Consider the following 25,587-nt stretch of genomic DNA (forward strand, 5'->3'; position numbering starts at 1 on the left):
AGGATCTTAGCCCGATCGGACCACTGCTGAGTGCAACTCGAGGTGTCACGCCGCCGATGACGTCGCGTAGAGCGACTGGAAAAGTTTCTTGAACAGTGTGCCGCTGTTCGGGAACGACTGTTCCAGACTGTGCTGGCCGCCCTCGCCGTCACTGTAGTCGTACTCGAAGTAGGCGGCGTACGCCACATTGTTGTCCGGGTCGGTGATGAAGTCGTACATCCGCTGAATGTAGTCCGGGTCGTCGTGCCCGCCGATGCCGTCGGTGCGGGCCCAGCAACCCCACTCCGGGATGCTGAGCTGCTTGTCGTGCTCCTGGGCGAAGCCCGACCAGAACTCCAGGCCGCGGTCGCCGCCGTAGATCGACTCGTCCCAGGCCTGCTTCTGGTGCTTCACGTAGCAGGCGCTGTCGCAGTCGTCCGGGTACGGGTAGGCGACGCCGGACACGTCGTAGGCGTCCACCCCGACGTAGTCGACCACGTCGTCACCGGGGTAGTAGTCCACCGCGTCGTAGGTGTTCGAGCCGTTGTTGACGTTCCAGTCGAAGGTGAAGTTCGCGCCGTCCACCGAGCGCATGGCCTCGACGATGCTGCGGTAGTAGGACTTCCAGCTGTCCGAGTCGTCGGTCGACCAGGCCCAGTCGGTCAGGTTGAACTCCCAGCCGACCCGCAGCACGGCGTCTGACTGGCCGTACTTCACCAGGTTCTGCGCCAGGGTGCGGAAGTAGGCGTCGTAGTCACCGTTCGCGCCGGACTTCACGCTGGCGCCGGTGTCGTCGTCGGGCAGCATCGGCACGGCGTACACGAGCCGGTACGGCGTGTTCTGCCACTCCTCGAGCAGGTAGTCCGGGTTGGCGATGTTGTCCCAGGTGGCCCGGGCGGAGAAGTCCACCACGTAGCTGACGTCCGCCCCCAGCCACTCCTCGAACGACGCCACGTCGTCGGCGCTGGTCTGCCGGAACACGCCGTACTCGGTGCCGTCCGAGGCGGTCGCGGTGGCGCTCGCCGAGGTGGTCGGGGTGGCGGTGCCGTCCCCGTCGTCCGAGCCCCTGCTGACCGCGAAGATCACGGCGACCAGCAGGAGGACGACGACGGCCGCGCCGGCGCCCAGCAGCTTCTTGTTCGGGCCGCCGGGCGGCGCCGGGGGAGTGCCGGCACCGGTTCCGGGCGGCTGCTCCGCCCCCTCGGTGCGTGCGTCCTGCGGCTCGCGCTGCTGCGTCCACCGGGCGCCGTCGCCGGACGGCAGCGGGTTGGTCTGGGCGGACGGGGACTGCCCGGTGCCGGCGTCGGCGGCGGGGGCCGCGTGCCGGCCGGTGCCGGACGGCCCGGGACGGCGCTCGTCGTCGGGGGGCGTGGCACGCATGGTGGGCAGACCTTTCGGTGAGGGTGATCTTGAAGGGTGGAACGAGGCTGCCGGGGCAGCAGTTCTCTCACGCTTGAGAATGCCCTGCCGTCATGGTGAATCCGCTGAGAGTGCCAGGAATTGCACAGGTGTGCAGCCAACTGCGGGAGGCCGTTCTCACCTGTCCGGGCGATCTGATACTTGACTGTTCAACTATATCGTCTTACCTTCAAATACATGACGACCACGGTGGATCCCACGGCGCCCGGCGCGGCGTTCGATGCCTTCCTTCCCGGGGCGCTGGCCACCAGCCGGGCGCAGCGGTCCTGGACCCCCGGCGACGGAGCCCTCCCGGCGCTCTACCTGTCCCACGGCGCACCCCCGCTGTTCGACGACGGCCCGTGGATGGACCAGCTGCACGCCTGGGCGCTGAAGATGCCCAAGCCGAAGAGCATCCTGATCATCAGCGCGCACTGGGAGTCGGCGCCGCTGAGCCTGTCCAGCCCGGTCGCGAACACCCCGCTGGTCTACGACTTCGGCGGCTTCGCGCAGCGCTACTTCGAGATGCGTTACGGCACACCGGACTCCACTGCCCTGGCCGACCTGGTGACGTCGGTGATGCCCGACGTGGAGACCGTGCACCGGCACAACAACCGCGGCCTCGACCACGGTGCCTGGGTTCCGCTGAAGGTGATGTACCCGCACGGTGACGTGCCGGTGCTCCAGCTCAGCATCCCGACCCACGACCCGGCGAAGCTGATGGAGCTGGGCCGCCGCCTGCGCCCGCTGCGGGAGCAGGGCGTGCTGATCATCGGGTCCGGCTTCATGACCCACGGCCTGCCGTTCCTGACCCGTGAGGCGTTCGCCGGCAAGATCCCCGGCTGGTCGGCCGACTTCGACTCCTGGGCGCAGGAGACGCTGGCCCGCGGCGACGTGGACACGCTGATGAACTACCTGAACCGGGCCCCCGGCCTGCCCTACTCGCACCCCACGGTCGAGCACTTCGTGCCCGCGTTCATCACCCTGGGCGCGGCCTCGAACCCGGAGGCCCCGGTCACCACCACCATCGAGGGCTACATGTGGGGCCTGTCGAAGCGGTCGTTCCAGGTGGCCTGACGGTTATCGGCCCAGCCGGCCGTAGGTCGTGTACTCGGTCGTGCCCCGCTCCAGCGCGGTCAGCGCCTGCCCCAGCCGGCGGGCCAGCGACGGCGTGAGCGGGGTGCGGGCGAGGTCGGCCGGGGCGACGAAATGCGCTGCCCGCAGCTCGCTCTCCTGAAGGGTCAGCGCGGCCACCTGCCCGGCGTCCAGCACCCCGCAGTCGAACACGAACTGCAACTGGTCGCGCCACACGCCGTGCCGTGGCACCCAGTCGACCACCAGCAGCCGGCCGGGCTCCAGGTCCAGCCCCAGCTCCTCGGCCAGTTCCCGGCGGCAGCCCAGCCGCGGGTCCTCGTTCTCCTCCACCGCGCCGCCGGGCATGATCCAGGTGGGCTTGTAGATCGGCTCGACCAGCAGGATCTCGCCCCGCTCGTTGCGGAACAGCGCGGCCCCCGCCACGTTCTTGGCCGGCAGCCGGGAGGCGATGCCCGGGTTGAACTCGGCCTCCGGCACCCCCTCGGTGAGCAGGTCGTCGGCCAGGGTGGGCAGAGGGGTCGCGGTTTCGCCGGTGGTCACGACGCTCGATCGAACACCCCCGCGGTGACGTGGTGCAAGCCCGGCACAGCGCCCGGAGCGGGAGTTCACCGGATCGACCCACAACCGCCCGGCCGAGCCGGGGCCGGGTCCCGCCGGGATCAGCCGGGTTCAGAAAGGCAGCAGCCGCACCGCGAGCACCGCGCAGTCGTCGTCCGGGGCGTTGGTGATCAGGTCTTGCAGCACGTTGTCGAGCGACTCCCCGAGCGGCAGCAGGTGGTGGGCGGCCGCGCTCTCCATCAGCCGCTCCTGCCCCTCGGCCAGACGTCGCCCGTGGCGCTGCACCAGACCGTCGGTGTAGAGGATCAGGGTGTCGCCCGGCCACAGGTCCACGTGCCGTGTGCTGCGCGACATCTCGTACGGAATGCCGAGCAGTAGGTCCGGCTCGCCGGTGAGCAGTTCCGCGTCACCGTTCGCCCGCACCAGCAGCGGATGGGGATGTCCCGCGTTCGCCCAGGACAGACGGTATGCCTGCGGGTCGTCGGGGTGCCGGTGCAGCACGGCCAGCACCAGCGACGAGGCCGTGGGCATCCCGAGCCGGGCGAGCGCCGCGTCGAGCCGGCCGATCATCTGCGCCGGCGGCCGAGGGCTGTCGACCAGCAGCCCGCGCAGGATGCTGCGCACCTGGCCCATGGTGGCCGCCGCCTCGATGTCGTGCCCGGCCACGTCGCCGATCACCACGGCCAGAGCCTCGGCGGGGATCTCGGCCGGAGCTTCGACCAGAGCCTCGACCGGTGTCTCGGCCGCTGTCCCCGCCGGGTCCTCGATCACCACCGCGTCGTACCAGTCGCCGCCGACCTGGTTGGCGCTGGCCGCGGGCACGTACCGGGCCTCCAGCTCCATGTCGGGCCGGGTCGGCAGGGTGGTCAGCATCGCGTGCTGGAGGGTCGCCGCCGCGCTCCGGCGTTCCTGAAGCAGGATCGCCCGGTCCAGTGCGGTGGACGCGTAGTGGGCCAGAGCGGCGACGGTCTCCTCGATCCGGTTCACGGTCCCGTTCGAGCCGATCCAGCGCCGCGCCTCCTCCGGGGTGGCCCAGCTGAGCGTGAGATGGCCGGGCAGACCGCCGGACAACGGCACCGGCAGCGAGCGCTGTCCGTCGTCCGTGCCGGCGTCGATCAGCAGTGGGAAGCCGTCCAGCTCGAACCGTGCGGTGGTGGCGCCGAGATAACTGATCGCGGCGTGCTGCACCACCTCGATCACGCTGTCCACAGTGGTGGTGGCGGTCAGCGACTCGGACATCGACAGCAGCAGCCGGGAGTGCCGTTCCGACTCCTGCACGGCCTGCCGGCGCCGTTCGGAGCGTTGCTGCGCCACCCGGGCGTCATGGCCGTCGCGCTCGGCGATGTTCCGGGCCGACTCGGCCTCCTGCTGCCGGGCCCGGGCCTGGGCCCGGGAGGCGCGCAGGGTCAGTTCGGCCGAGCAGGCGGCGGCCAGGCCGGTCAGCAGGTGGGTGTCGCGGTCGGTCCATTCCCGAGGGCTGTCGTCGATGGCGCACATGGCGCCGACCACCTCGCCCTGGCTGCGCAGCGGCACGCCGAGGTAGGCCACCAGGTGCAGTTCGCTGATCGACGGGTTGTGGCTGGTGCGGTCGTCCAGGCGGGCGTCCGGCACGGCCACCGGGGCCTCGTTCTGCACCACGAGCAGGCAGACGGAATGGACCAGAGGGGTCCAGCGCTGGGTCTGCCAGGGTTCGGGCAGGCCGAAGGCCCCGGGGAAGGTCTGCCCGTGTTCGCCGAGGATCGACACGATGGCGGCGGGAACCCCCAGAATGTCGCCGACCAGCTGGGTGTACCGGTCGAACGTCATCCGGGTCTCGTCACTCATGCGAAGACGTCCTCGCACCACACCAACTCGACACGGCCTCATTATGGGGAGAGCACAACGGCGTTCCAACTGGCCGGCGGGCACTTGACGAAGTGTCGTGGGCAGGGTGTCCAGATGCGGGCAGAACGGAGCACCAGCAGATTGAGCGACGTGTCCCCGGAAAGCCTCCGGCAGATGGGCGGAGTCCATGAACGAGAAATCTGGCCCGCGGCCACCGCGTCACCTCCACTCGGTCCAGCCGGTCGGCCTGGCGGCGCGGGCCCGGGCCGAAGGCGCCGCGGCGCACGGTGACGTGGCGGTCTACGACCAGGACGGTGCGGTGGTCGTGCTGCTGCGCGGAACCATCGACATCGGTCAGGCGCAGGAGCTGGAGGAGGCGGGCGGCTATGCCATCGAGAAGCAGATCCCGATCCTCGTCGACGTCCGGCACGTCGAGATGATCGACTCGGTCGGCATCTCCTTCCTGGTGCGGGTGGCGGCCTCGATCCGCTCGCACGGCCGCACCATCACCCTGTGCGGCCCGGCCCCGCTGGTCGAGGAGATGCTCTCGGTCGCGGGTGCCGCCCCGTTGTTCACCTGGGTGGAGGGGCGTCCCGGCCCGAGCGGGATGGCCACGCCCTGACCGCGGCGGCCCCTCACCTGCCCTGGTCCGCCCGACGCGTCGTGCGGCCGGGTCGGGTCGGGCCTAGGCTGCAATCACGAGGCTGGCCTTGGGTTGAGGTTGACTTCCGCGCCGGGCCCGGCCGAGCCCGCCGCCTCGACGGCCCAGCAGGGAGCACAGTCATTTCCCCTCTGATCCGGGCGCATCCGCCCGAAGTCCTCCGGCGCCATCACGCCACCTGGCTGCTCCCCGGTCTCGCCACCTTCGGGGAGACCCGGGACGCGCTGACCGCCCTGTGCGTGCGCGAGCCCCCGTTGCTCCCCGTGCCCGGCGCCCCGCTGCTGGCCGTTCTCGCCCGCCGCATGGAGGTGGTCTACTCCGAGCTGGCCGGCAACGCCCTGCGTCACGCCCGGCAGCCGGTGCGGGTGACGCTGTCGTCCAGCCCGGACTCCTGGCTGATCGGCGTCGAGGACTCCGCCCCCGAACTGGAGCCCGCCGAGGGCGGGCTGGAGCCGGAACAGATCGGCGGCCGAGGGCTGGCCATCGTGCTCACCCTGGCCTCGGCGGCCGGCTGGTATGTGAGGGACGCCACGAAGACCGTCTGGGCGGAGATCCCCGACACCCCCTCGGAACACCTGATCGAGCTGCTGAGTCTGCGCCGGCCCGGGCTGGCGCGCGGCTGATCCCGTCGGGCGGTGCGCCGCCCGGGCACAACGAAAACGGCCGTCGGTCCTGATTTCTCAGGGCCGACGGCCGTACTGCGCTGGTGTGGCGGCTACAGGATTCGAACCTGTGAAGGCTGAGCCGTCTGATTTACAGTCAGATCCCTTTGGCCACTCGGGCAAACCGCCTTGCGCTTCACCGTGCGAGCCCGTGGGCCCGTCCGGCGAATGGCAGGATAGCAAGGATCGCGGGTGCTCCGCGCATCCGCCTCCGGCCGGGGTCCGCCGGGCCGGAGGGAACAGTCCCCTGAACAGCAAGTAAGGAGCTTCGTCGTGGCCAGCGATTCGTCGTTCGATGTGGTCAGCAAGGTCGACCGGCAGGAGGTCGACAACGCGCTCAACCAGGCGGAGAAGGAGATCGCCCAGCGATACGACTTCAAGGGCACCGGCGCCTCGATCGAGTGGAGCGGGGAGAAGGTGCTGATCAAGGCCAACAGCGAGGAGCGCGTGAAGGCGGTCCTGGACGTGTTCCAGGGCAAGCTGATCAAGCGCGGCGTCTCGCTGAAGGTGCTGGACTCCTCGGAGCCCAAGCCCTCGGGCAAGGAGTACCGGATGGAGTCCGACATCAAGGAGGGCTTGTCCCAGGAGAACGCCAAGAAGATCGGCAAGATCATCCGGGACGAGGGCCCGAAGGGCGTGAAGACCCAGATCACCGGTGAGGAGATGCGGGTCTCCAGCAAGAGCCGTGACGACCTCCAGGAGGTCATCAGCCTGCTCAAGAACGCCGACCTGGACGTCGCCGTCCAGTTCGTGAACTACCGCTGAGATCGGGGCACCCCTTGAGGACGACGATGAGCCCGGACCGGGCTCGTCGCCGTCCTCGGACTCCGGGGTGGTCTGCGCCCGGGTCGGGCAAACCGCCGGGTCGGTGTCGCTCATGGTCTGCTGACCTGCGAAAACGGCAAGAGTGGCGCCGTCGGGGGATACCGATTTCAGACCTGGGGCTCTGATCCTGTACTGTTGGCGACGCCACCGAGGAAAGCAAGCGCCGCTCGGATGGCAGGCCCCGATAGCTCAGTCGGCAGAGCGTCTCCATGGTAAGGAGAAGGTCTAGGGTTCGATTCCCTATCGGGGCTCTGTTGGTCTTGTTCGAGAGCGAGACCGCGCTTGGCGGGGTAGCTCAGCTGGTAGAGCAAACGACTCATAATCGTTGTGTCACGGGTTCAAGTCCCGTCCTCGCTACTGCGAAAGTTATCCGTACCGCTGTATGTAGCTCGATCCTCATCGACAGCGACTTCTTCGAAAGAGGCACCGCCGTGGCCAGCAAGACTGCCGACGTCCGTCCCAAGATCACCATGGCGTGCGTCGAGTGCAAGGAGCGCAACTACATCACCAAGAAGAACCGGCGTAACGACCCGGACCGCATGGAGCTGAAGAAGTTCTGCCCGCGCTGTGGCAACCACACCGCGCACCGCGAAACCCGCTGAGTCGTTTCGTCGGAAGGCCGTCCCGTCTGCGGGGCGGCCCTTCGTCATGTTTGCGTCAGTGAGCTAGGACCAAGGAGGGGCCTGATGGGTGTCAACCCACAGATCGCCGGGAAGACCTACACCGGTTCACCGGTCTACGAGGTCGGCCGGGAGAAGATCCGCGAGTTCGCCCAGGCGATCCGGTCGACCGACCCGGTTCACACCGACCCGGAGGCCGCCCGCGCGCTCGGCTACCCCGACGTCGTGGCCCCGCCCACCTTCGCGATCGTGATCGCCCAGCGCTGCGAGGGTCTGGTGATGACCGACCCGGAGGCCGGCATCGACTACTCCCGCCTGGTGCACGGCGAGCAGAAGTTCACCCACCACCGCCCGATCGTCGCCGGCGACCGGCTCACCTCGGTCGCGCACGTGGACGACGCGCGCATGATGGCGGGCAACGGCCGGGTGGTCACCCGGATCGAGATCACCGACGCCGCGGGCGAACCCGTCGCCACCGCCGTCTCCATGGTGATCATCCGGGCGGAGGAGCAGGCGTGAGCGTGAAGTTCGACCAGGTCTCCGTCGGCGACGAGCTGGCCGCCGCAGACGTCACCGTCACCCGCGCCGACCTGATCCGGTACGCCGGAGCCAGCGGCGACTTCAACGTCATCCACTGGAACGAGCGGGTCGCCACCTCGGTCGGCCTGCCCGGTGTGATCGCGCACGGCATGTACACGATGGCGCTCGGCGGCCGGTACGTCAGCGACTGGGCGGGTGACGCCGGCGCGGTCGTGCAGTACGGCGTCCGGTTCACCAACCCGGTGCCGGTTCCCGACGACGACAACGGTGCCACCGTCACCTACAGCGGCAAGGTCACGGCCACCGACGAGGTCGCGCGCACCGTCACGGTCACGCTGACCGTACTCAGCGGCGGCCAGAAGGTCCTGGGCAAGGCGATCGCCGTCGTCCGGCTGCCTTGAGCTCCCGGACCGACCGGTGTGGTGTCCGGGCTGCTCCGGCGAGATCCGCACCGGCAGAACGATGATCGACGAGGAGTATTGATGACGCGGCTGGGCGAGCTGACGACCCTGCGGGTGGGGGGTCCGGCCCGGCGGCACGTGGTGGCCGGCTCCGCCGACGAGCTGGTGGCCGCCGTGCGCGAGGCCGACGCCGCCCAGGAGCCGGTGCTGCTGATCGGCGGCGGTTCCAACCTGGTGATCGGCGACGCGGGCTTCGACGGAACAGTGATCCAGGTCGCCTCACGGGGCATCACGGTGCAGAACGTGGACTACTGCGGCGGCGCCGAGATCACGGTCGAGGCCGGTGAGCCCTGGGACGGCGTGGTGGAGAAGGCCGTCACCAGCGGCTGGATCGGCGTCGAGGCGCTGTCCGGCATCCCGGGCTCCACCGGTGCGACGCCGGTGCAGAACGTGGGCGCCTACGGCCAGGAGGTGTCGGGCACGATCGCCAGCGTCCGCACCTGGGACCGGGCCGAGCAGAAGATCCGTACCCTGGCCTCCGCGGACTGCCGCTTCGGCTATCGCGACTCGCTGTTCAAGAAGGAGCGGTTCCGGGGCGGACCGCGGTTCGTCGTCCTCAAGGTCTCGTTCCAGTTCGTCGTGGCCGACTACAGCGAACCGGTGCGCTACGCCGAGCTGGCCGCCCGCCTCGGCGTGGAGAAAGGGGACCGGGTCGCACTGGCCGAGGTGCGTTCCGCCGTCCTCGAACTGCGCGCCGGCAAGGGCATGGTGCTCGACGCCGCCGATCACGACACCTGGAGCGCGGGCTCGTTCTTCACCAACCCGGTGCTGCCCGCTGACCAGGCCGACCGGCTGCCGTCGGAGGCCCCGCGCTACCCGGCCGCCGACGGCCTGGTGAAGACCTCGGCCGCCTGGCTGATCGACCACGCCGGCTTCGCCAAGGGGTTCGGCCTGCCCGGCCCGGCGAGCCTCTCGACCAAGCACACCCTGGCCCTGACCAACCGCGGCGCGGCGACCACCGACGACGTGCTCGACGTGGCCCGCCAGGTGCGCGACGGCGTGGAGAGGGCCTACGGCGTGCGGCTGGTGCCAGAACCCGAGCTGATCGGCTGCGAGCTGTCCTGAGGGCGCACGGCCCGGACTGACCGGAGCATCCCGGGGCACCTGGCAAACTCTCGTCATGGAGCGTCCGGTCAGCACTCTTCCCAAAGCCCATCTGCACCTGCACTTCACCGGCTCGATGCGGCCGGCGACCTTGCAGGAGATGGCGGCCAAGCACCGCATCCGGTTGCCGGAGACCCTGCGCGAGCACCATCTGCTGCGGCTCACCCCGGACGAACGGGGCTGGTTCCGCTTCCAGCGGCTGTACGACGCGGCCCGGGCCTGCGTGCGAGACGAGGAAGACATGCGCCGGCTGGTGCTGGAGGCCGCGCAGGACGACGCCGCCGAGGGGTCGCGCTGGCTGGAGATGCAGGTCGACCCCACCTCCTACGCCCCGCACGTCGGCGGGCTGACGCCGGCCCTGGAGATCGTGCTGGACGCGGCCCGGGAGGCGTCGCAGACGACCGGCTGCCAGGTCGCGATCGTGGTGGCGGCCAGCCGTATGCGGCATCCGCTGGACGCCCGCATCCTGGCCCGGCTGGCGGCCCGGTACGCCGGTGAGGGCCCGGGCACGGTGGTCGGCTTCGGGCTGAGCAACGACGAACGCCGCGGCGACACCGAGGACTTCGCCCCGGCCTTCCGCATCGCCCGCAACGCCGGGCTGGCCAGCCTGCCGCACAGCGGCGAGCTCCGCGGCCCCGACCACGTCTCCCTGACGCTGGACACACTGCACCCGGACCGCCTCGGCCACGGGGTGCGCGCGGCGGAGAACCAGGAGGTGCTGGGTCGGCTGGTCGACGCCGGAGTGGCGCTGGAGGTCTGCCCGGCGTCCAACGTGGCACTCGGGGTGTACCCGACCCCGGCCGAGGTTCCGCTGCGGTCCCTGATCGACTCGGGCGCCCGGCTGGCGCTGGGGGCCGACGACCCGTTGCTGTTCGGGCCCCGGCTGGCCGCGCAGTACGAGACGGCACGCGAGGTGCACGGTCTGGACGACGCCGCGCTGCGGCACCTGGCGGCTTCGTCGATCGAGGCGTCCCGGGCGCCCGACGACGTGAAGAAGGGGCTGCTGGCCGAGGTCGAGGCATGGGGGCCGGAACAGGACTGAGGGAGTGGCTCCGGCGGCGATCCGGAGCCACTCCCTGATGAAGCCCGGTCACCGTCCCGCACCCTCAAGCGGGACGGTGACCAGACGCCGCGCCTCTCGGAGCGCGGCTCCGGTTCGGTGGCCTGACGGGGGACAGGCTGGCCGATCCGGAAGCTGTTGCGGTGCGGTGTTTCTCGTGGGCCGCCGTCAGGTGGGTGAGCCCGCGGTGGCGATGATGATGGAGATCAGGGTGACGGTGACCGTGGCGGTCATCACCCCGACCATGATCGTCTTCATCAGGAACCTGAACGGGTGCTCCAGGACGACGACGAACGGCTGGCGGAAACGGTTGACGATGCTGACGGCCACGACGAAGACCCCGGCCAGCAACATCAGGACGATCAGGAGCAGACCCTCGGAACCGTCGCTTCCCCCCGAAGCGACCAGGGTGCCGAGGTCTGTCGCGCTGCCTTCGGTGTAGCCGATCACGTGGATCCCCTCCCCCATGCGGCCGGGCACAGTGCGCTTTCTGATGCGATCCGTGCAGCCCGGGGAAGGTTCAGCCCGGACCTGCGGTCTGCCAGTCCTGAACTGATCACGATCAGCTGGGGGACTGGTGGTTAGCTGAAGTGTGCTCAGTGTCAAGTGTGACCGGCGTTAAGCTCCAAGGCAACCCCATTCAGCCGGAGTTATCCGAATATGAATGAAATTTAGCTTCGTTCAGTCCTACACCACTGGCTACCACTGATGAAGCTGTCGTCGGGGTGATCGGACAACGCCTGCGGCCAGCACTTCTTGACGTCGGGTGAATTCTCTTAATGACATTGAATGATGTAATCGAAATGTTTTCGGAGCTTCTTTCCGGTGGCTCGTGGTGGGTGGTTCGGGTGGGCTTTTTCCTCGGCGCCCGGAACGTCGCCGCAGGTGATTCACTATGCCTTGTCCTGGCAACTGCGGTTCAGCGAACTTCAGTGAGGCGGAGTGATCATGACCGCGAGCGGCAGCCCTCTGGCCAACCGTTTACGGACCCTGCGGCGGCATCATTTTCCTCAGGCACTGACCCAGCGGCAGCTGTCCCAGGCGCTGGGTCTGTCAGGAGCCCTGATCTCCTCGTGGGAGAGCGGGGCGGCGGTTCCGCCCGAGCTGCTTCTGCGCAGCTACGCGTTGTTCTTCTGCTCGGATCGTTCCGTGCGGGGCGACGTCGTCCGGCTGCTTCCCGACGACGAGCTGACGACGGAGGAGCAACTCGCCCGGGAGACCCTGTTCCAGGAGCTGCGGGGGCTGCGGCAGTTCGTGCCGGACGAGACCGACGGGCCGGAGCCGGCCGGTCGGACCGGTGCTCTCGGCTGCCGGTTCCTGCACTTTCCCGACGGCCAGCCGGTGACGGTGCTCTGCACCCCGCTCACCCGACGGCAGCTGGGGTACAGCGAGGAGGCCGCGCAGGCGGGCGATCTGCTGCCCGTGGTCCAGTACATGACCAACCAGAACCATCCCAACTTCATCCGCAACCTGGCCAACGCCGACGTGGACGCGCTGATCGAGCTGGTCGGTCACGTGCGGGCGGAGAACCCGGCCACGGAGATCAGTTGGCTGACCTACGACCGGATCTCCTCGGCCGATCAGCTCACCGGCCACCTGGTCCTGCTGGGCGGGGTGGACGAGCACCTGGGCGCTCCTCCGGCCGGTGGCTCCTACGTGCTCGAGGTGTTGCGTTCCCGGATCGGGAGCCCGGTGCGGATGCGGTGGGACGACGACGGGCTGGAGTTCGACGGCGAGGTGCAGCTGCTGCTGGACCGGGACGGCGTGCCCACCTCCGACCCGCAGGACGCCGTGCAGTTCGAGGCCTTCCGGCCGGTCTGGGTGCGGGGGAGCGACGACCCGCGGGGACGTGCGCTCTACCGGGCCACGCCCCAGCTCACCTCGGACATCGCCGTCGTTCAGCGGGGCCCCAACCCGTTCAACCCGGGAGTCGGCGTGACCTGGTTCGGTGGCATGTTCAGCCGCGGAACCTACGGCGCGGTGCGGGCTTTCACCGATCCGCGGTTCCGGTTGCGCAACATGCAGTGGCTGGAGAGCAACCTCGACCCCGAGGACTTCTGGATGCTGCTGCGCGTGCCGGTGGTGGCGGGCACCACTCTGACGCCCGACCTGGCCCGGGCGAGCACCCGGCTGCGGACGTCCTGACCGGCGGTGCCCGCTTCAGGTGCCCGCTTCAGGTGCCCGCTTCAGGTGCCCGCTTCAGGTGACGGCGAGCAGGACGACGGTGATGAGCGTGACCAGGACGACCGCGCTGATCACCCCGAACACGATCGCCTTGAGCAGCAGCTTGAACGGGTCTTGCAGCACCACCACCAGGGGCTGCTGGAACCGGCTGACGGCATTGAGCACGGCGAAGAGGATCAGGGCGGCGATGAGCAGCAAGAACATCACGGACCCCTGATCGCCGTCGTTCCCCTGGCGATCAGGGAGCTGAGGTTCGCCGAATGGATCGTGGCGTGGAAGCCGGGCACGTTCCCTCCCCCGGTACGGCCGAGCACGAGCTTCGGAAGCGGTGCATCCGCGCGCTTTCACGGGCCTTCGAGCGGCGCCGGGCGCTTCGGCTGAACCTGTGCGGTCGGGGCAGGCGGGTTCAGTTAAAGCTCCTGAAGTCAGTGTGACCTGACTGAATGAGGACCACAAGGTCGAGTAGGGACGATTTCAGCGGCGGGGGAGTCGAGTTCAGTTCGATTCAGTCGCCGTTTGACATGCACGGATGTCAATCCAACTAAAAAGGCGTTACTTGCAGCGAGTCCCTCGCCAGTGAAGGTCTTCTGATGGTTCACTGGATGCGCGAGTCTTCGAACTTGAGTTCAGCGGGCTTCAGTGAAGTGGGATGATGGCGATGGCTACGGTGCCGACGAGGTTGGGAACGCGTCTCAAAGAGCTGCGGATGAAAACGTTCGGCAGGCAGGTGACCCAGCGGCAGTTGTCCCAGGCGATGGGCCTGAGCAACGCCCTCATCAGTTCCTGGGAGAGTGGCAACGCCGTCCCGCCGGAAGAGCGCCTGCGCGCCTATGCCCGCTTCTTCAGCAGCAACCGCTCGATCGAGGGCAGCGTGCACCTGCTCCCCGAGGACGACCTGAACGAAGACGAGACCGTGGCGATGGAGGGCCTCTTCGAGGAGTTCAAGCGCCTGCGTGACCAGGGCAGCGAGGAAGCCCCGCCGCCGGCTCCGCCGACCCCGCCCGCCCCGCCCCGGGCCTCCGACGTCGGGGAGCTCGGTGGGCGCTTCCTCTACTACTCCGACGGCCAGCCGATCACGATCCTCTGCACCCCGCTGTCCCGGCGCCAGCTCGGTTACGAGAAGGGCGAGCCGGACCTCGGCAAACTGCCGCCGGCGGTGCAGTACGCCGTGAACCGTCGCCACCCCAACTTTGTACGCAACCTGGCCAACGGCGACATCGACCCCCTGGTCGAGATCGTCGGGCACCTGCGGGCGGAGAACCCGAAGGCGTTCGTGCAGTGGTTCACCTACGACAATGTCAGCAGCCCCGACCAACTCACCGGCCACCTGATTCTCTTCGGCGGCATCGACGACCAGCTCTCCGACCTGCCCAGCGGCAACCAGGACACCGTCGGTGACTTCAGGGACCGGCTGAAGACTCCGGTCAGCGTGGTCTGGGACAACGACGGCGTGGAGTTCGACGCCGAGTTCGTGGTCACCGTCGACGACGACGGCGTCCCGACGATCGATCAGAACGAGATCAAGTCCACCGAGGCCTTCCGGTCCACCTTCCTGGCCGGTGACGGCGGCGACGACCGCGGCCGTCAGCTCCTGCACGGGGTGCCACAGCTCACCTCGGACGTGGCGCTGATCCAGCGCAGCATCAACCCGTTCAACCCGGACACCACAGTCACCCGGTTCGGCGGGATGTTCAGCCGTGGCACCTACGGAGCAGTCCGGGCCTTCACCGACGCCCGGTTCCGCGAGGGCAACGAGGAATGGCTGAACCGCAACCTGGACCCGGACGACTTCTGGATGCTCATCCGCGTTCCAGTGGTGGCCAACACGACCATGACGCCGGCTATCAGCAATCCGGGCACCCTCCTGAAGGCTTCCTAGCCCTGCGTCCCCGCTCTTCGAGCGTGCGTGGCGCCCGAGCATGAGACAGAGAGCCATGACGACAACCACCACGAGGACGCACAACCGGGCTCCCGCCTCCGCACGCCTCGCCTACTGCCAAGCCCTCGCGCTGCACTGGATGTGGGCCTGCCTCCTGAGTTTTCCGGCACGGCTGGTGCCGCTGCTCCGCCGCGCCGGCCGGGTCCCGCTCCGGAAACTTCCGGCCTGGCTCGCCGGGCACCCGGTCTACCGGTGGTCGGCTCGGCTGCTCCGCAGATGGATCCGCGAGTCACCGGCGGCCTACCGCGCCGGTCACCGTGACCTGCTGATCGACGTCACCGTCGCCGACGTCATCCCGCAGGGCGTGCGGCCGGTCGGGCTCGGCGCGGTCTTCGTGCCGGTCTGGCGCTCGTTCCGCAATGACCTGCCGGGTCTGCACCTGGCCGCTGACCTGGCCCTCGCCCAGAATTGCCCACTGATCGTGGCATGCAGTCGCGAGGCCCGGCCGACGTCCTTCCTGGACACGCTGCGCGACCGCCTCGGAGCGCAGCTGATCATCTTCGACTTCAACCAGGTGGCTCCGCACTGGATCCCCGAACTGGCCACCGACGGGCTGCGTCTCGGCCATCACCACCGCAAGAACGACGCCGCGGGCAAGCGCAACATCGCCCTGTCGCTGGCCGCTCTGTTCGGGTGGGAGTCGGTGCTCTTCCTCGACGACGACGTCTTCCCGCGTCCTGGGGAGCGCCCCACCCTCGACAAGGCCGGCCTGGACCTGGCCCTCCAGGCGCTCGCCCACCACCCGGGCCTGTCCATGGTGGGCTGGTCGGCCACCGACCACCCCGACAACTCGGTGATCGGCCACGCCCGCCGCCGGCTCGGCCTGCCGCAGGAGGTCTTCTTCGGGGCCGGGGCCCTGCTCGTGCGCACCGGTGGGCAGAGGCACCCGGGCACCACGTTCTTCCCCAACATGTACAACCACGACTGGATGTTCACCATCGCCCAGGCGTCCCGGGCCCAGGACCCACGCCGCAGCATGGGGATCGCCGGCGAGGTGAGCCAGCTCCCGTACAAGATGTTCCGCCCCACCCGGGCCCGGTCCGAGGAGCCGGGTGACATCTTCGGCGAGGGCACGATGAATCTCTTCGAGCGCTTCGGCAGCGGTTGGCACCACGGCAGCACCGGGTCGTACTGGCGGGCCGTGCTGCGGCACCGGCTGGCCCTGAACCGGCGGCTGCTCGCGCGGGTCGCCAAGCGTCTGGAGCAACACGACGGGAACGCGGACGGCACCGACTACGAGCTTCGCCAGGTGCGGGATTCGCTCGAGGCGGCCCGGGGCGCGGCCGAGCGGGTGACCCCGGAGGAGCTACAGAACTACCTCTCGGCGTGGCGGGCGGACGACCGGTACGCCTGGCCCACTCATCTCAACAACCTGCGACTCCGGCTCGCCGACCAGCTCCCACCAGGCCAGTCGGGTTCCGACCAGGAGAGCGACTGCCGCAGGATCCGGTTCCTGCTGACGGGTCAGCACGAGCCGGCCGGCACCCCGCTGCCGCCCAGGCCCCGCCCGGTATCTGCCATGGCTGTGTGACAACGATGTGAGAGTGCCGGTCTCCTCCCCGGCCGCATGCTGCCGGGGAGGTTGTCAGTGCTGCCCCCGCAGACGACCATCGGATCAACCGGACACGGGGGTGCACGGCCTGAGGGTGCCACCTGTCTGTGCCGAATCCGGCACGGACGGTGGGGTCCGCACGACGGCCCGGCCTCCCCGCTGCCGTCGGCGGAAGGAGACACATGTCTTACGGGGGCATGGCGCTCGGGCGGGTCGAACAGGTCTCTGATGCATTGCGCGATCAGGAGTTCCAGCGGCCAGGTACCAACAGAACGAGCACGACAAGTGTTCCGGGGCAACAGGTTCGCCCCACGAATGCGGTTCCGAGAACACGCGAGCAGCGGCCCGATTCCGGCGCCGACTACCGGCCGAGCCATTCCGGCCTGCTGGTGGACCTGTTCGGCGGGGTGCCCGGCGACGCGCCGCTCTCGGTCGGCACGCTGAACGAACCGGGACCGGTGCTGGGCGAGCAACGGCCCGGATCCGGGGCCGCGCTCGGCGGGATCGTGGTCCCCACCGGCCGGGACTTCCGGCGCACCCGGGCCGGGCTGGAGTTCGCGGCCGGACTGGCCTCGGCACACGGCTGCGCACTCGTCGTCATCCACAGCCGGGAGGCCAGGGCCGGCGACTTTCCCGAGGACCTGCGCCGTTCGCTCGGCAGCAAACTGGTCCTGATCGACCTCGACCAGGTGCACCCGTCCTGGCGACCACCGCTCGCCTCGGCCGGGCACCCGCTGAGCCGGCTGCACCGGTCCAACGACGTGGCGGTCAAGCGCAACCTCGGCGTCATGCTGGCGCACCGGCTGGGCTGGGAATACCTGCTCTTCCTCGACGACGACATCTCGGCCCTCGCCACCGGGCCGACGCTGAACCCCGACTACCTCTCGCACGCCCTCCGCACGATGACCGCCGACGAGCGGCTCCAGGCAGTCGGCTGGCCCCTGGTCGGTTTCGACGACAACTCGGTCGTCGGGCACGCCCGCCCGCTGGCCGGGCTCTCGCAAGACGTCTTCATCGGGGGCGGCGCCCTGCTCGTGCGGTGCAGCCGGCAGACCGCCTTCTTCCCGGAGAACATCTACAACGAGGACTGGCTCTTCCTCATCCAGACACTGGCGTCCGCACCCGACTACCAGCATGCGGTCGCCAACGCCGGGGCGGTGCACCAGGCTCCCTACGAGGCGTTCGACCCGCTGCGCGCCCGGTCCGAAGAGGTCGGCGAGATCATCGGCGAAGGGCTGATGAACCTGGTCGAAGACCACGGGCCGGGATTCGCGCCACTGATGAGCGGCCGTTACTGGAAACGCGTCATGGCCGGCCGGCGCGCGCTGCTGCGCCGCATCATCCGTAACGTCGACGGCGAGACGGTGCTCTGGGCCGGAGATGAACCCGCTCGTTCCGACCATCCCGTGGTGGTCTGCATGAACACCGCCTTGTGGAGCCATGAAGACGTCACCAGCCGCAGCCTGGCCGGCTACACCCGGCTGTGGTGGCACGACCAGCACATCTGGCGGGACTGCCTGGCCGTGCTGAGCCACGAGACGGCGGGCCGGGCCGCCCCGGAACGGCTCGTCCCGCAGTGGCTGCGGCAGGCCCGGGCGCCCTGGCCGGCCGGCGGGGTGTCCGGCTGGGAGGAGTGGCAGCACTCGCGGCGCTGAACCGGGTTACCGCGCGGTGGCCGGTGGCGGCAGAAGGCCCAGCTCCATCGCCGCCGTCACCGCGCGGGTCCGGTCGTCCACCCCGAGCTTGGTGAAAACCCTGATCAGATGGGTCTTCACGGTAGCCTCGCTGATGAAGAGTCCACGGCCCAGGTCGGCGTTGGTCAGCCCTCGCGCCACGGCGCGCAGCACTTCCACCTCGCGCGGGGTGAGCAGTGACGCGGCCGGCGCCGGCGCCCGCAACCGGGACACCAGCTTCGCCGCCACCGGCGGGGCCAGCACGGTCTCGCCCCGGGCCGCCGCTCGCACCGCGTCGACCAGTACCGCCCGGGGCGTGTCTTTCAGCAGGTACCCGGTGGCCCCGGCCTCGACCGCGTTCACGATGTCGTCGTCCGTGTCGTAGGTGGTCAGCACCAGCACCCGGGTGGTGGGCAGCCGGGCCGAGATCTGCCGGGTGGCGCCCACGCCGTCCAGGCCCGGCATCTGCGGTGGGGGCACCGCCCGGCCCGCTAGGGCTGGGGGACCATCAGGACGACGTCGGGTCGCAACGCGATGGCCCGGGCCACCGCCTCGAGGCCGAACCCCAGCGGCCGGTCGACGGAGTGCATGTCGAAACCCTTTCCGTCGTGCACAATTTCGGTTTTCGCGTCGAGTGCGTCGCCGCTCAGGCCGACCCGCACCGATCGGGCCGCGGAATGCCGGCGCTCGTTGGCCAGCGCCTCCTGCGTCGCTCGTAGCAGAACCACCTCGCGATCGCGGGTCAGGCCGGTCAGGTCGCCGTCCACCGTCACCTCCGTCCGGATCCGGGTCTCGGCGCCGAACCGGCCGGTCAGCCTGCGCACCGCCTCGGCCAGCGTGGAGTCGTCCAGGCCGACCGGGCCGAATGCGGCAACCAGGGCCCGGGCCTCGCCGAGGTTCTCCCGGGCCACCTCCTCGATCAGTGTCAACCTTTCGTCCACCTGTGAAACATCAGCGCCCTCCAGCATTTCCAGATGGGATCGGGCCACCTGGGTGAGCATGACGATGCTGGTGAAGCCCTGCGCCAGGGTGTCGTGGATCTCCCGGGCCAGGCGCTCGCGCTCGGCCGTCACACCGTGGGAGTGGTACACCCGGCCGAGTTCCGCCCGGGTCGCCTCGAGCTGCCGGATCAGCTCGGACCTTTCGGTTGACTGGTCGATGCCGGGCCGTTGCCGATCGGACCGGAAGGCCAGGAACCCGAGCGTGATCGTCGCGACGCAGGTCAGGGCGCCGATACGGGATCCGGCGGTGAGGTCGCCGGCGGTGGACACCCGGACCGTGGCCACCGCCATGAACACCCAGAAGCCGATCGTCCAGCCCCACCCCGGCCCCTGCCAGGCGTGCTCCGGTGCGGCCGGCTGCTCACTCACCGCGCGTCGTGCCTCTGCCAGCGAAAGGTCTTCAGGGCCAGCAGGGTCCCGGCGACCAGCCATCCGGTCAGGACCAGAGCCGTCAGCCCGAGCTGCCAGGAACCGCCGGCCTCGGCCGCGGCGAAGTCTTCCGGCAGGAACACCGACCGCATGCCCTGTGAGAGCCAGCGCAGCGGGAAGACCGACCCGATCGCCTGCATCCAGCTCGGCAGGTCGGTGAAGACGAAGAACACACCGGAGATGAACTGGAGCAGGATCACCACCGGACTCACAACCGCCGCAGCGGTTTTCGACGACCGAGCGAGTGAGGAGTAGGCGATGCCCAGAACCGTTCCGGAGGCCGTGCCGAGCAGGAAGATCCAGGTGAACCGCAACCACAGGCCCGGGGTGGAGGGCAGGTCGAGACCCATCATCAGGGTGCCCAGGAGCAGCAGCACCGCGGTCTGCACCACGCTGGTGACCAGCACCAGGCCGATCTTGCCGAGGAAGTAGGCGACCGGGGGCATCGGCGTTCCGCGCAGGCGCTTGAGGGTGCCGTCGTCCCGCTCGATCGCGATCCCGATGGCCAGGGTCTGGAAGCTCGACAGCACGATGCCGGAGGCGATCATCCCGGCGGTGAAGTACTGGGTGAACGACACCCCGGGGGCCAGGTCGTCGTCGAAGACCGAGCCGAACACGAACAGCAGGATCACCGGGAAGCTGAAGGTGAACACCACGGTCTCGCGCAGCCGGAAGAACTCCTTGAGCTCGATCCCGGTACGCGCCAGCCCCAGCGGCACGGCACCCGGCAGCAGGCCCGTCGGACGCTCACTCATCCCGCTCGCCCCCGATCAGGCTCAGGTAGATGTCTTCCAGTGTGGGACGCAGCACCTGGAGGCCGGGTATCTCGCCGTCGTAGCGCCCGGCCAGCTCGGTCACCAGGCGGGTGGGGGAGTCCGTCATCTCCTCGCCGTCCCGCCAGCGCACCCGGGCCTGGCGGCTCTCCCGGCCGCCCAGTCGTTCCGGCGAGTCCAGGGCCACGAGCCGTCCCGCGGTGATCACGCCCACCCGGTCGGCCAGTTGCTCGGCCTCGTCCAGGTAGTGGGTGGTGAGCAGGATCGTGGTGCCCTCGTCGCGCAGCCGCCGGATCAGTTCCCAGAACGAGCGCCGGGCCTGCGGATCGAAGCCGGTCGTCGGCTCGTCGAGGAACAGCAGCTCAGGGGTGCCGATGATGCCCAGCGCCACATCCAGGCGGCGTCGCTGGCCGCCGGACAGGGCACGCACCCGGGTACGCCGCTTGCTCTCCAGGCCGACCGCGCCGATCACCTCGTCCACGTCCCGGGCCCGCGGGTAGTAGCGCGCGAAGTGCCTGGTCAGCTCCTCCACCGAGAGCTCGGCGTAGTCGTTCGAACTCTGGAGCACGATGCCGATGCGGGAACGCCAGGACCGGCCGGCCACCTGGGGGTCCTCGCCGAGCACGCTGACCTCCCCGTCGTCCCGCCGCCGGAATCCCTCCAGGATCTCCGTGGTCGTGGTCTTGCCGGCACCGTTGGGGCCGAGGAGGGCGAAGATCTCGCCGGAGTCGATGTCCAGGTCGAGCCGGTCCACCGCGATCAGGTCGCGGTACCGCTTGACCAGCCCACGGACGCGCACCGGCGCACCCGGGGAAGTTCTGTCGATGACCATGCGTTCATCCTGATCGGTGAGAGTTTCCGGGGGAGCGCTCGACCGGCTGACCGGCGTCCGCCGGTCGGTGGACGCGGGATCCGGCAGGGGTGTTCCAGCACCTCTGACACCCCCGCCGACGTGCCGGTTCGACCCAGGCGCCCTCAGATGCGTAAACTCTCGCCCGGGTGGTTGCGAACCGCCGGACTCGGTGTGCCGATGGCATGTCAGGTCCGACGGAAACATCCATCCGTAGGGCAGTGGCGCAATTGGTAGCGCACCGGTCTCCAAAACCGGCGGTTGTGGGTTCGAGTCCCTCCTGCCCTGCGGGATGTGTTCGTGGCAACAGGATGTGCCACGAGGCTGTAAGGGCCGGTATCGATTCTCGGTGCTGGCCGAGACCACGGGCCGACCGCGTCCCACGCTACGGCGCGGGGCAGCAGGCGGTCCGGGCCTCAACGGGGCCTAGACAACCAGGTGAGGACCGTGAGCAGCACGTCATCGACGAAGAAGCGCAGGGGCGGGCCTCTGCTCTTCCTGCGGCAGGTCGTGGCCGAGCTGCGGAAGGTCGTCCGGCCGACCCGGACCGAACTGATCACCTATACCTCGGTGGTGCTGGTCTTCGTCCTCGCTGTGATGCTTTATGTGTCGGCGCTGGACTTCGGCTTCGGCAAGTTCGTGCTCTGGGCGTTCGGCGGCGACTGATTCCGCCCGTCGGCCGGCTCTCGCCCAGCATTGAATGCGAACGTTGAGAGCGGGCCTGACCTGAACCAGACCAGGCCGGAAGGTACGAAGGGAAGCAGGACAAAGCGTGTCCGAGAACACCTCGCAGTTCACCGAGGAGGAGACCGCCCTCGCCGCCAAGACGGCTGAGGCGGATCTCGCCGACCCCACCCGTGACGAGGTGGCGGACGCCCTCGAGCAGGACGAGCTCACCTCGGGCGACGACGACCAGCCCGCGGCCGAAGAGACCGTGGACGTGGAGCCTGCCACCGCCGGTGCCGACGACGAGCCCCCTGGCGACCCGGTCGAGGAGTTCAAGGCCGGCCTGCGCCGCGCCCCGGGCGACTGGTACGTGATCCACTCCTACGCGGGTTACGAGAACCGGGTCAAGGCCAACCTCGAGAACCGCACCACGAGCCTCAACATGGAGGATTACATCTTCCAGGTCGAGGTGCCGATGGAAGACGTCACGGAGATCAAGAACGGCCAGCGCAAGCAGGTGCGCCGGGTCCGGATCCCCGGTTACGTGCTGGTCCGCATGGATCTCACCGACGAGTCCTGGGGCGCCGTCCGGCACACCCCGGGCGTCACCGGCTTCGTCGGTCACACCCACCAGCCGGTTCCGCTGAGCCTGGACGAGGTCTTCTCCATGCTCGCCCCGGCGCTGGCTCCGGTGGAGGCGGCGAAGACCGCCAGCCCCGGCAAGTCCGAGGTGAAGGTTGTCGACTTCGAGGTCGGCGAGACCGTCACCGTGATGGAGGGCCCGTTCGAGACCCTGCCGGCCACCATCTCCGAGATCAACGCCGACGCCCAGAAGCTCAAGGTGCTGGTCTCGATCTTCGGTCGGGAGACTCCGGTGGAACTTTCGTTCGCCGACGTCTCCAAGATCTGATCGCCAAACACCCGGATAAAGGAACATCGTCATGCCCCCCAAGAAGAAGGTCTCAGCTCTGATCAAGCTGCAGATCAACGCCGGCCAGGCAACTCCCGCCCCGCCGATCGGCCCCGCGCTCGGTCAGCACGGCGTGAACATCATGGAGTTCTGCAAGGCCTACAACGCCAAGACCGAAGCACAGCGCGGCAGCGTGGTGCCGGTGGAGATCACGGTCTACGAAGACCGTTCCTTCACCTTCATCACCAAGACCCCGCCGGCGGCCGAGCTGATCAAGAAGGCCGCGGGCGTCGCCAAGGGTTCGGGCGAGCCGCACAAGACCAAGGTCGGCAACCTCACCGCCGCCCAGGTCCGCGAGATCGCCACGACCAAGCTGGAAGACCTCAACGCGACCGACCTGGACAACGCGTCCCGGATCATCGCCGGCACGGCCCGCTCGATGGGGATCACCGTCGAGGGCTGAGTGCCTTCCAATTGTGGACGACGCTGAGCTCGCACGAGCCCCTCGGCGTCCACCATTGAACCGAACGTTATTCACAGCACCACGTGGCAGGGCCGGGCGCGGCCCGACGACCACAGCCTCTCCAGGAGGAGAACCATGAAGCGCAGCAAGGCCTACCGCGCAGCGGCGGAGAAGATCGACAGCGACGAGCTGTACTCCCCGCTCGCAGCGATCAAGCTGGCCAAGGAGACCTCGGCCACCAAGTACGACGCCACCGTCGAGGTCGCGTTCCGCCTCGGTGTCGACCCCCGTAAGGCCGACCAGATGGTGCGTGGCACCGTGAACCTGCCGAACGGCACCGGCAAGACCGCCCGGGTGCTGGTCTTCGCCAACGGTGACCGGGCCGCGCAGGCCGAGGCCGCCGGCGCCGACTACGTCGGTTCCGACGACCTGATCGAGCGGATCCAGGGCGGCTGGCTCGACTTCGACGCCGTCGTCGCCACCCCCGACCTGATGGGCAAGGTCGGGCGTCTGGGTAAGGTGCTCGGCCCCCGTGGCCTCATGCCGAACCCGAAGACCGGCACGGTCACCATGGACGTCGCCAAGGCGGTCGAGGAGATCAAGGGCGGAAAGATCGAGTTCCGCGTCGACAAGCACTCGAACCTGCACTTCATCATCGGCAAGACCTCGTTCACCGAGACTCAGCTGGTGCAGAACTACGCGGCGGCGATCGACGAGGTCATGCGCCTCAAGCCGTCCGCTGCCAAGGGCCGTTACCTGAAGAAGGCCACCGTCACCACGACGATGGGCCCGGGTATCCCGGTCGACCCGAACGCGGTCAAGGCTCTGGAAGAGACCGAGGCCTGATCGGTCTTCACGACCGACGTGGCGGGCACGGCCTGAGGGCCGTAAGCCCACCTCGGGACCTGTGAAAAGGCCCCGCCCGCAGTCTGCGGGCGGGGCCTTTTCCATGAGTGGCGGACTACTGGATCATGAGTCCGGGCTCGGCCAGTTTCGACTGATCCGCAAGGTAGGGTTAACAGGCGCGGCGTATGTGGGTGAGGTCTACCCACAACGAGGGTCCAGCAGCCGGGCCCCAGCGCTATCTGCTGTGCGCGGAATGTGTGTAGGCGGAGGGCCCGGTGTACGAAACAGAACGACTGGAGGAGCCGGCGGCACGCTCGGAGAGCAGGCTGCTGCTCGTCGAGGACGACGACGGCGACGCCCTGATCGTCGAGGACCTGCTCGACCTCGCCGACAGCGGTTTCGAGATCGTTCGCGCCCGCACCCTGAAGCAGGCCCGCGAACTGCTGCGCCGTTCCCGGTTCGGTTGTGTCCTGCTCGACCTCGGTCTTCCCGACGGTCAGGGTCTCGACGTCGTGCACACCCTGCTCGACGAGGCCTCGGACGTCGCGGTGATCTGCTTCACCGGTCTGGACGACGAGCGGTCCGGCTCGGCCGCGGTCGCCGCCGGTGCGCAGGACTACCTGGTCAAGGGCCAGGTCGACGGTGAGCTGCTGAGCCGTGCCATCCGCTACGCGATGGAGCGGCGCCGGGCCGAGGAACAGTCCCGCCAGCTCTACGCCAGCGAGGTGCGCACCCAGGAGTACGCCCGGCTGGAGCGGGGTCTGCTGCCGCTCACCCAGACCCGCGACCCCGCGCTGGGCGTCACCGCGCGCTACCGGCCGCAGGCCGGTGACCTACTCGGCGCCGACTTCTACGACGTGGTCGAGGCCCCCGACGGCAGGGTGTTCATCCTGATCGGCGGCGTGGCCGGGCACGGTCCGGAAGAGGCCGCCCTGGGTGTCAGCCTGCGGGTCGCCTGGAGGGCCCTGGTGATCGCCGGCGTCGACCCGGGCCGGCAACTGCCGGTGCTGGAAGATGTGCTGATCCGGGAGCGTCGCTCCGACGAGATCTTCGTGCAGGCATCGCTCTGCGTGATCGACGCCGACCGGCTCACCGCCCACCTCTGGCTGGCCGCGCACCTGCCGCCGATGCTGCTCGACCCGGTTCCCACCCAGCTGCCGGGCGACCCGGCCAGCCTGGCCCTGGGACTGCTACCGCCCGGGGTCTGGCGCGGTCGCAAGATCACCCTGCCGACCCGCTGGCGCCTGGTCTTCTACACCGACGGCCTGGTCGAGGGCTCACGTGGCCGCGGTCTGCCGCACGAGCTGGGGGTTCCCGGCCTGCTCGAGCTGGCCCAGGCCAGCCGCACGATCAGCGACGACGGTGCCGAGGTGGTCGACGACCTGCTCGACCGGGTCCAGGGGGCGCACGGGGGCGAACTGCCCGACGACGTGGCGGTCATCGCCGTCCAGTGGCCGCGGGACTTCCAGTGACCGACGAAACGGAACGCACCAGCCCGACGGAAGAGACAGGAC

The 25,587-nt window shown here is 69.2% G+C and carries 25 protein-coding genes, 4 tRNA genes and 2 pseudogenes; 21 read left to right on the top strand and 10 right to left on the bottom strand.

All coding sequences use genetic code 11. The annotated features are described in order from the left end of the window. Positions 1–45 precede the first annotated feature (45 nt). The gene (locus KIH74_RS02660) at positions 46–1,359 is read right to left on the bottom strand and encodes a glycosyl hydrolase (protein ID WP_214154016.1); all 1,314 of its coding nucleotides are present in this window, start codon (positions 1,357–1,359) and stop codon (positions 46–48) included. A gap of 216 nt (positions 1,360–1,575) precedes the next feature. Here KIH74_RS02660 and KIH74_RS02665 point away from each other — a divergent pair, with 216 nt between their 5' ends. Further along, positions 1,576–2,454, top strand: coding sequence for a dioxygenase family protein (locus KIH74_RS02665; RefSeq protein WP_214154018.1), 879 nt, complete (start codon positions 1,576–1,578; stop codon positions 2,452–2,454). Between the two features lie 3 nt (positions 2,455–2,457). On the opposite strand, the gene KIH74_RS02670 is transcribed toward KIH74_RS02665, so the two are convergent. Then, positions 2,458–3,012, bottom strand: a complete 555-nt coding sequence (locus KIH74_RS02670) for an NUDIX domain-containing protein (RefSeq protein WP_214154020.1) — start codon at positions 3,010–3,012, stop codon at positions 2,458–2,460. 129 nt (positions 3,013–3,141) lie between these two features. Then, positions 3,142–4,854, bottom strand: a complete 1,713-nt coding sequence (locus tag KIH74_RS02675) for a SpoIIE family protein phosphatase (RefSeq protein WP_214154022.1) — start codon at positions 4,852–4,854, stop codon at positions 3,142–3,144. Positions 4,855–5,041: 187 nt separating this feature from the next. On the opposite strand from KIH74_RS02675, the gene KIH74_RS02680 reads away from it, so the two are divergent. Both KIH74_RS02680 and KIH74_RS02685 read left to right on the top strand, forming a co-directional pair. Continuing rightward, positions 5,042–5,476 (top strand): STAS domain-containing protein, encoded by a 435-nt coding sequence (locus tag KIH74_RS02680; RefSeq protein WP_214154024.1) that lies wholly within the window; start codon positions 5,042–5,044, stop codon positions 5,474–5,476. A 278-nt stretch (positions 5,477–5,754) separates the two neighbouring features. Further along, positions 5,755–6,138: an ATP-binding protein gene (locus KIH74_RS02685; protein ID WP_214154026.1), complete on the top strand. Its 384-nt coding sequence runs from the start codon at positions 5,755–5,757 to the stop codon at positions 6,136–6,138. Positions 6,139–6,224: 86 nt separating this feature from the next. Here KIH74_RS02685 and KIH74_RS02690 read toward each other — a convergent pair. Continuing rightward, a tRNA-Tyr gene (locus KIH74_RS02690) sits at positions 6,225–6,306 on the bottom strand. Between the two features lie 144 nt (positions 6,307–6,450). Between KIH74_RS02690 and KIH74_RS02695 the strand changes: the two genes are divergently transcribed. The 8 genes from KIH74_RS02695 (at position 6,451) to KIH74_RS02730 (ending at position 10,769) form a co-directional block, all read left to right on the top strand. Continuing rightward, positions 6,451–6,942: a YajQ family cyclic di-GMP-binding protein gene (locus KIH74_RS02695; protein WP_214154027.1), complete on the top strand. Its 492-nt coding sequence runs from the start codon at positions 6,451–6,453 to the stop codon at positions 6,940–6,942. 238 nt (positions 6,943–7,180) lie between these two features. Then, a tRNA-Thr gene (locus KIH74_RS02700) sits at positions 7,181–7,253 on the top strand. Between the two features lie 33 nt (positions 7,254–7,286). Further along, positions 7,287–7,359: transfer RNA gene (locus KIH74_RS02705), tRNA-Met, on the top strand. A gap of 74 nt (positions 7,360–7,433) precedes the next feature. Further along, on the top strand, positions 7,434–7,604 hold the full coding sequence (gene rpmG, locus KIH74_RS02710; RefSeq protein ID WP_214154029.1) for a 50S ribosomal protein L33: 171 nt from the start codon (positions 7,434–7,436) through the stop codon (positions 7,602–7,604). 84 nt (positions 7,605–7,688) lie between these two features. Beyond that, positions 7,689–8,141 (top strand): FAS1-like dehydratase domain-containing protein, encoded by a 453-nt coding sequence (locus tag KIH74_RS02715; RefSeq protein ID WP_214154031.1) that lies wholly within the window; start codon positions 7,689–7,691, stop codon positions 8,139–8,141. Beyond that, positions 8,138–8,563, top strand: coding sequence for a MaoC/PaaZ C-terminal domain-containing protein (locus tag KIH74_RS02720; protein ID WP_308113532.1), 426 nt, complete (start codon positions 8,138–8,140; stop codon positions 8,561–8,563). The genes KIH74_RS02715 and KIH74_RS02720 overlap by 4 nt, the downstream gene beginning before the upstream one ends. 81 nt (positions 8,564–8,644) lie before the next feature. Next, positions 8,645–9,688: a UDP-N-acetylmuramate dehydrogenase gene (locus KIH74_RS02725; protein ID WP_214154033.1), complete on the top strand. Its 1,044-nt coding sequence runs from the start codon at positions 8,645–8,647 to the stop codon at positions 9,686–9,688. 55 nt (positions 9,689–9,743) lie between these two features. After that, complete coding sequence (locus KIH74_RS02730; protein ID WP_214154034.1) at positions 9,744–10,769, top strand: adenosine deaminase; 1,026 nt, start codon at positions 9,744–9,746, stop codon at positions 10,767–10,769. A 186-nt stretch (positions 10,770–10,955) separates the two neighbouring features. Here the strand turns inward: KIH74_RS02730 and KIH74_RS02735 are convergent, their stop codons facing one another. After that, positions 10,956–11,255, bottom strand: coding sequence for a hypothetical protein (locus tag KIH74_RS02735; RefSeq protein WP_214154036.1), 300 nt, complete (start codon positions 11,253–11,255; stop codon positions 10,956–10,958). Positions 11,256–11,735: 480 nt separating this feature from the next. Between KIH74_RS02735 and KIH74_RS02740 the strand changes: the two genes are divergently transcribed. Further along, a complete protein-coding gene (locus KIH74_RS02740) occupies positions 11,736–12,932 on the top strand; it encodes a helix-turn-helix domain-containing protein (protein WP_214154038.1) in 1,197 nt (398 codons plus the stop codon). Between the two features lie 54 nt (positions 12,933–12,986). On the opposite strand, the gene KIH74_RS02745 is transcribed toward KIH74_RS02740, so the two are convergent. After that, on the bottom strand, positions 12,987–13,175 hold the full coding sequence (locus KIH74_RS02745; protein WP_214154039.1) for a hypothetical protein: 189 nt from the start codon (positions 13,173–13,175) through the stop codon (positions 12,987–12,989). A 454-nt stretch (positions 13,176–13,629) separates the two neighbouring features. Here KIH74_RS02745 and KIH74_RS02750 point away from each other — a divergent pair, with 454 nt between their 5' ends. The 3 genes from KIH74_RS02750 to KIH74_RS02760 all read left to right on the top strand — a co-directional run bounded on the left by KIH74_RS02750 (position 13,630) and on the right by KIH74_RS02760 (position 18,117). Beyond that, positions 13,630–14,850, top strand: coding sequence for a helix-turn-helix domain-containing protein (locus KIH74_RS02750; protein WP_281417581.1), 1,221 nt, complete (start codon positions 13,630–13,632; stop codon positions 14,848–14,850). Between the two features lie 55 nt (positions 14,851–14,905). After that, entirely contained in the window at positions 14,906–16,441 is a 1,536-nt protein-coding gene (locus tag KIH74_RS02755) for a hypothetical protein (protein ID WP_214154042.1), read from the top strand. Positions 16,442–16,851: 410 nt separating this feature from the next. Beyond that, a complete protein-coding gene (locus tag KIH74_RS02760) occupies positions 16,852–18,117 on the top strand; it encodes a hypothetical protein (protein ID WP_214154044.1) in 1,266 nt (421 codons plus the stop codon). A gap of 6 nt (positions 18,118–18,123) precedes the next feature. Here KIH74_RS02760 and KIH74_RS02765 read toward each other — a convergent pair. The 4 genes and pseudogenes from KIH74_RS02765 to KIH74_RS02780 form a co-directional block, all read right to left on the bottom strand. Continuing rightward, a pseudogene (locus KIH74_RS02765) lies at positions 18,124–18,725 on the bottom strand (LuxR C-terminal-related transcriptional regulator). Positions 18,726–18,998: 273 nt separating this feature from the next. Beyond that, a pseudogene (locus KIH74_RS39110) lies at positions 18,999–19,568 on the bottom strand (histidine kinase dimerization/phosphoacceptor domain-containing protein); the annotation flags it as partial. Then, positions 19,502–20,320, bottom strand: coding sequence for an ABC transporter permease (locus KIH74_RS02775; RefSeq protein ID WP_214154049.1), 819 nt, complete (start codon positions 20,318–20,320; stop codon positions 19,502–19,504). The pseudogene KIH74_RS39110 and the gene KIH74_RS02775, both read right to left, overlap by 67 nt. Then, positions 20,313–21,170, bottom strand: a complete 858-nt coding sequence (locus KIH74_RS02780) for an ABC transporter ATP-binding protein (RefSeq protein WP_214154050.1) — start codon at positions 21,168–21,170, stop codon at positions 20,313–20,315. Before KIH74_RS02780 ends, KIH74_RS02775 begins: the two co-directional genes overlap by 8 nt. Positions 21,171–21,403: 233 nt before the next feature. Here KIH74_RS02780 and KIH74_RS02785 point away from each other — a divergent pair. The 6 genes from KIH74_RS02785 to KIH74_RS02810 all read left to right on the top strand — a co-directional run bounded on the left by KIH74_RS02785 (position 21,404) and on the right by KIH74_RS02810 (position 25,545). Continuing rightward, positions 21,404–21,476 (top strand) — tRNA-Trp (locus KIH74_RS02785). A 159-nt stretch (positions 21,477–21,635) separates the two neighbouring features. After that, a complete protein-coding gene (gene secE, locus KIH74_RS02790) occupies positions 21,636–21,854 on the top strand; it encodes a preprotein translocase subunit SecE (RefSeq protein ID WP_308113533.1) in 219 nt (72 codons plus the stop codon). Between the two features lie 106 nt (positions 21,855–21,960). Further along, the gene (gene nusG, locus KIH74_RS02795; protein ID WP_308113534.1) at positions 21,961–22,764 is read left to right on the top strand and encodes a transcription termination/antitermination protein NusG; all 804 of its coding nucleotides are present in this window, start codon (positions 21,961–21,963) and stop codon (positions 22,762–22,764) included. Between the two features lie 31 nt (positions 22,765–22,795). Next, complete coding sequence (gene rplK, locus KIH74_RS02800) at positions 22,796–23,227, top strand: 50S ribosomal protein L11 (RefSeq protein WP_214154054.1); 432 nt, start codon at positions 22,796–22,798, stop codon at positions 23,225–23,227. A gap of 135 nt (positions 23,228–23,362) precedes the next feature. Next, complete coding sequence (rplA, locus tag KIH74_RS02805; RefSeq protein ID WP_214154056.1) at positions 23,363–24,073, top strand: 50S ribosomal protein L1; 711 nt, start codon at positions 23,363–23,365, stop codon at positions 24,071–24,073. 275 nt (positions 24,074–24,348) lie between these two features. Next, complete coding sequence (locus tag KIH74_RS02810; RefSeq protein ID WP_214154058.1) at positions 24,349–25,545, top strand: PP2C family protein-serine/threonine phosphatase; 1,197 nt, start codon at positions 24,349–24,351, stop codon at positions 25,543–25,545. The last annotated feature ends 42 nt before the right edge of the window (positions 25,546–25,587 follow it).

It is taken from the genome of Kineosporia corallincola (genome assembly GCF_018499875.1).
GTDB lineage: Bacteria > Actinomycetota > Actinomycetes > Actinomycetales > Kineosporiaceae > Kineosporia > Kineosporia corallincola.

Bases quoted from the DNA above. Each gene is read 5' to 3' on its own strand.
- KIH74_RS02740 (WP_214154038.1), top strand. From the start codon at position 11,736: ATGACCGCGAGCGGCAGCCCTCTGGCCAACCGTTTACGGACCCTGCGG.
- KIH74_RS02725 (WP_214154033.1), top strand. From the start codon at position 8,645: ATGACGCGGCTGGGCGAGCTGACGACCCTGCGGGTGGGGGGTCCGGCC.
- KIH74_RS02665 (WP_214154018.1), top strand. From the start codon at position 1,576: ATGACGACCACGGTGGATCCCACGGCGCCCGGCGCGGCGTTCGATGCC.
- KIH74_RS02715 (WP_214154031.1), top strand. From the start codon at position 7,689: ATGGGTGTCAACCCACAGATCGCCGGGAAGACCTACACCGGTTCACCG.
- KIH74_RS02745 (WP_214154039.1), bottom strand. From the start codon at position 13,175: ATGTTCTTGCTGCTCATCGCCGCCCTGATCCTCTTCGCCGTGCTCAAT.
- KIH74_RS02755 (WP_214154042.1), top strand. From the start codon at position 14,906: ATGACGACAACCACCACGAGGACGCACAACCGGGCTCCCGCCTCCGCA.
- KIH74_RS02775 (WP_214154049.1), bottom strand. From the start codon at position 20,320: ATGAGTGAGCGTCCGACGGGCCTGCTGCCGGGTGCCGTGCCGCTGGGG.
- KIH74_RS02780 (WP_214154050.1), bottom strand. From the start codon at position 21,170: ATGGTCATCGACAGAACTTCCCCGGGTGCGCCGGTGCGCGTCCGTGGG.
- KIH74_RS02675 (WP_214154022.1), bottom strand. From the start codon at position 4,854: ATGAGTGACGAGACCCGGATGACGTTCGACCGGTACACCCAGCTGGTC.
- rplK (WP_214154054.1), top strand. From the start codon at position 22,796: ATGCCCCCCAAGAAGAAGGTCTCAGCTCTGATCAAGCTGCAGATCAAC.
- KIH74_RS02660 (WP_214154016.1), bottom strand. From the start codon at position 1,359: ATGCGTGCCACGCCCCCCGACGACGAGCGCCGTCCCGGGCCGTCCGGC.
- KIH74_RS02730 (WP_214154034.1), top strand. From the start codon at position 9,744: ATGGAGCGTCCGGTCAGCACTCTTCCCAAAGCCCATCTGCACCTGCAC.
- KIH74_RS02735 (WP_214154036.1), bottom strand. From the start codon at position 11,255: ATGGGGGAGGGGATCCACGTGATCGGCTACACCGAAGGCAGCGCGACA.
- rplA (WP_214154056.1), top strand. From the start codon at position 23,363: ATGAAGCGCAGCAAGGCCTACCGCGCAGCGGCGGAGAAGATCGACAGC.
- KIH74_RS02750 (WP_281417581.1), top strand. From the start codon at position 13,630: ATGGCTACGGTGCCGACGAGGTTGGGAACGCGTCTCAAAGAGCTGCGG.
- KIH74_RS02680 (WP_214154024.1), top strand. From the start codon at position 5,042: ATGAACGAGAAATCTGGCCCGCGGCCACCGCGTCACCTCCACTCGGTC.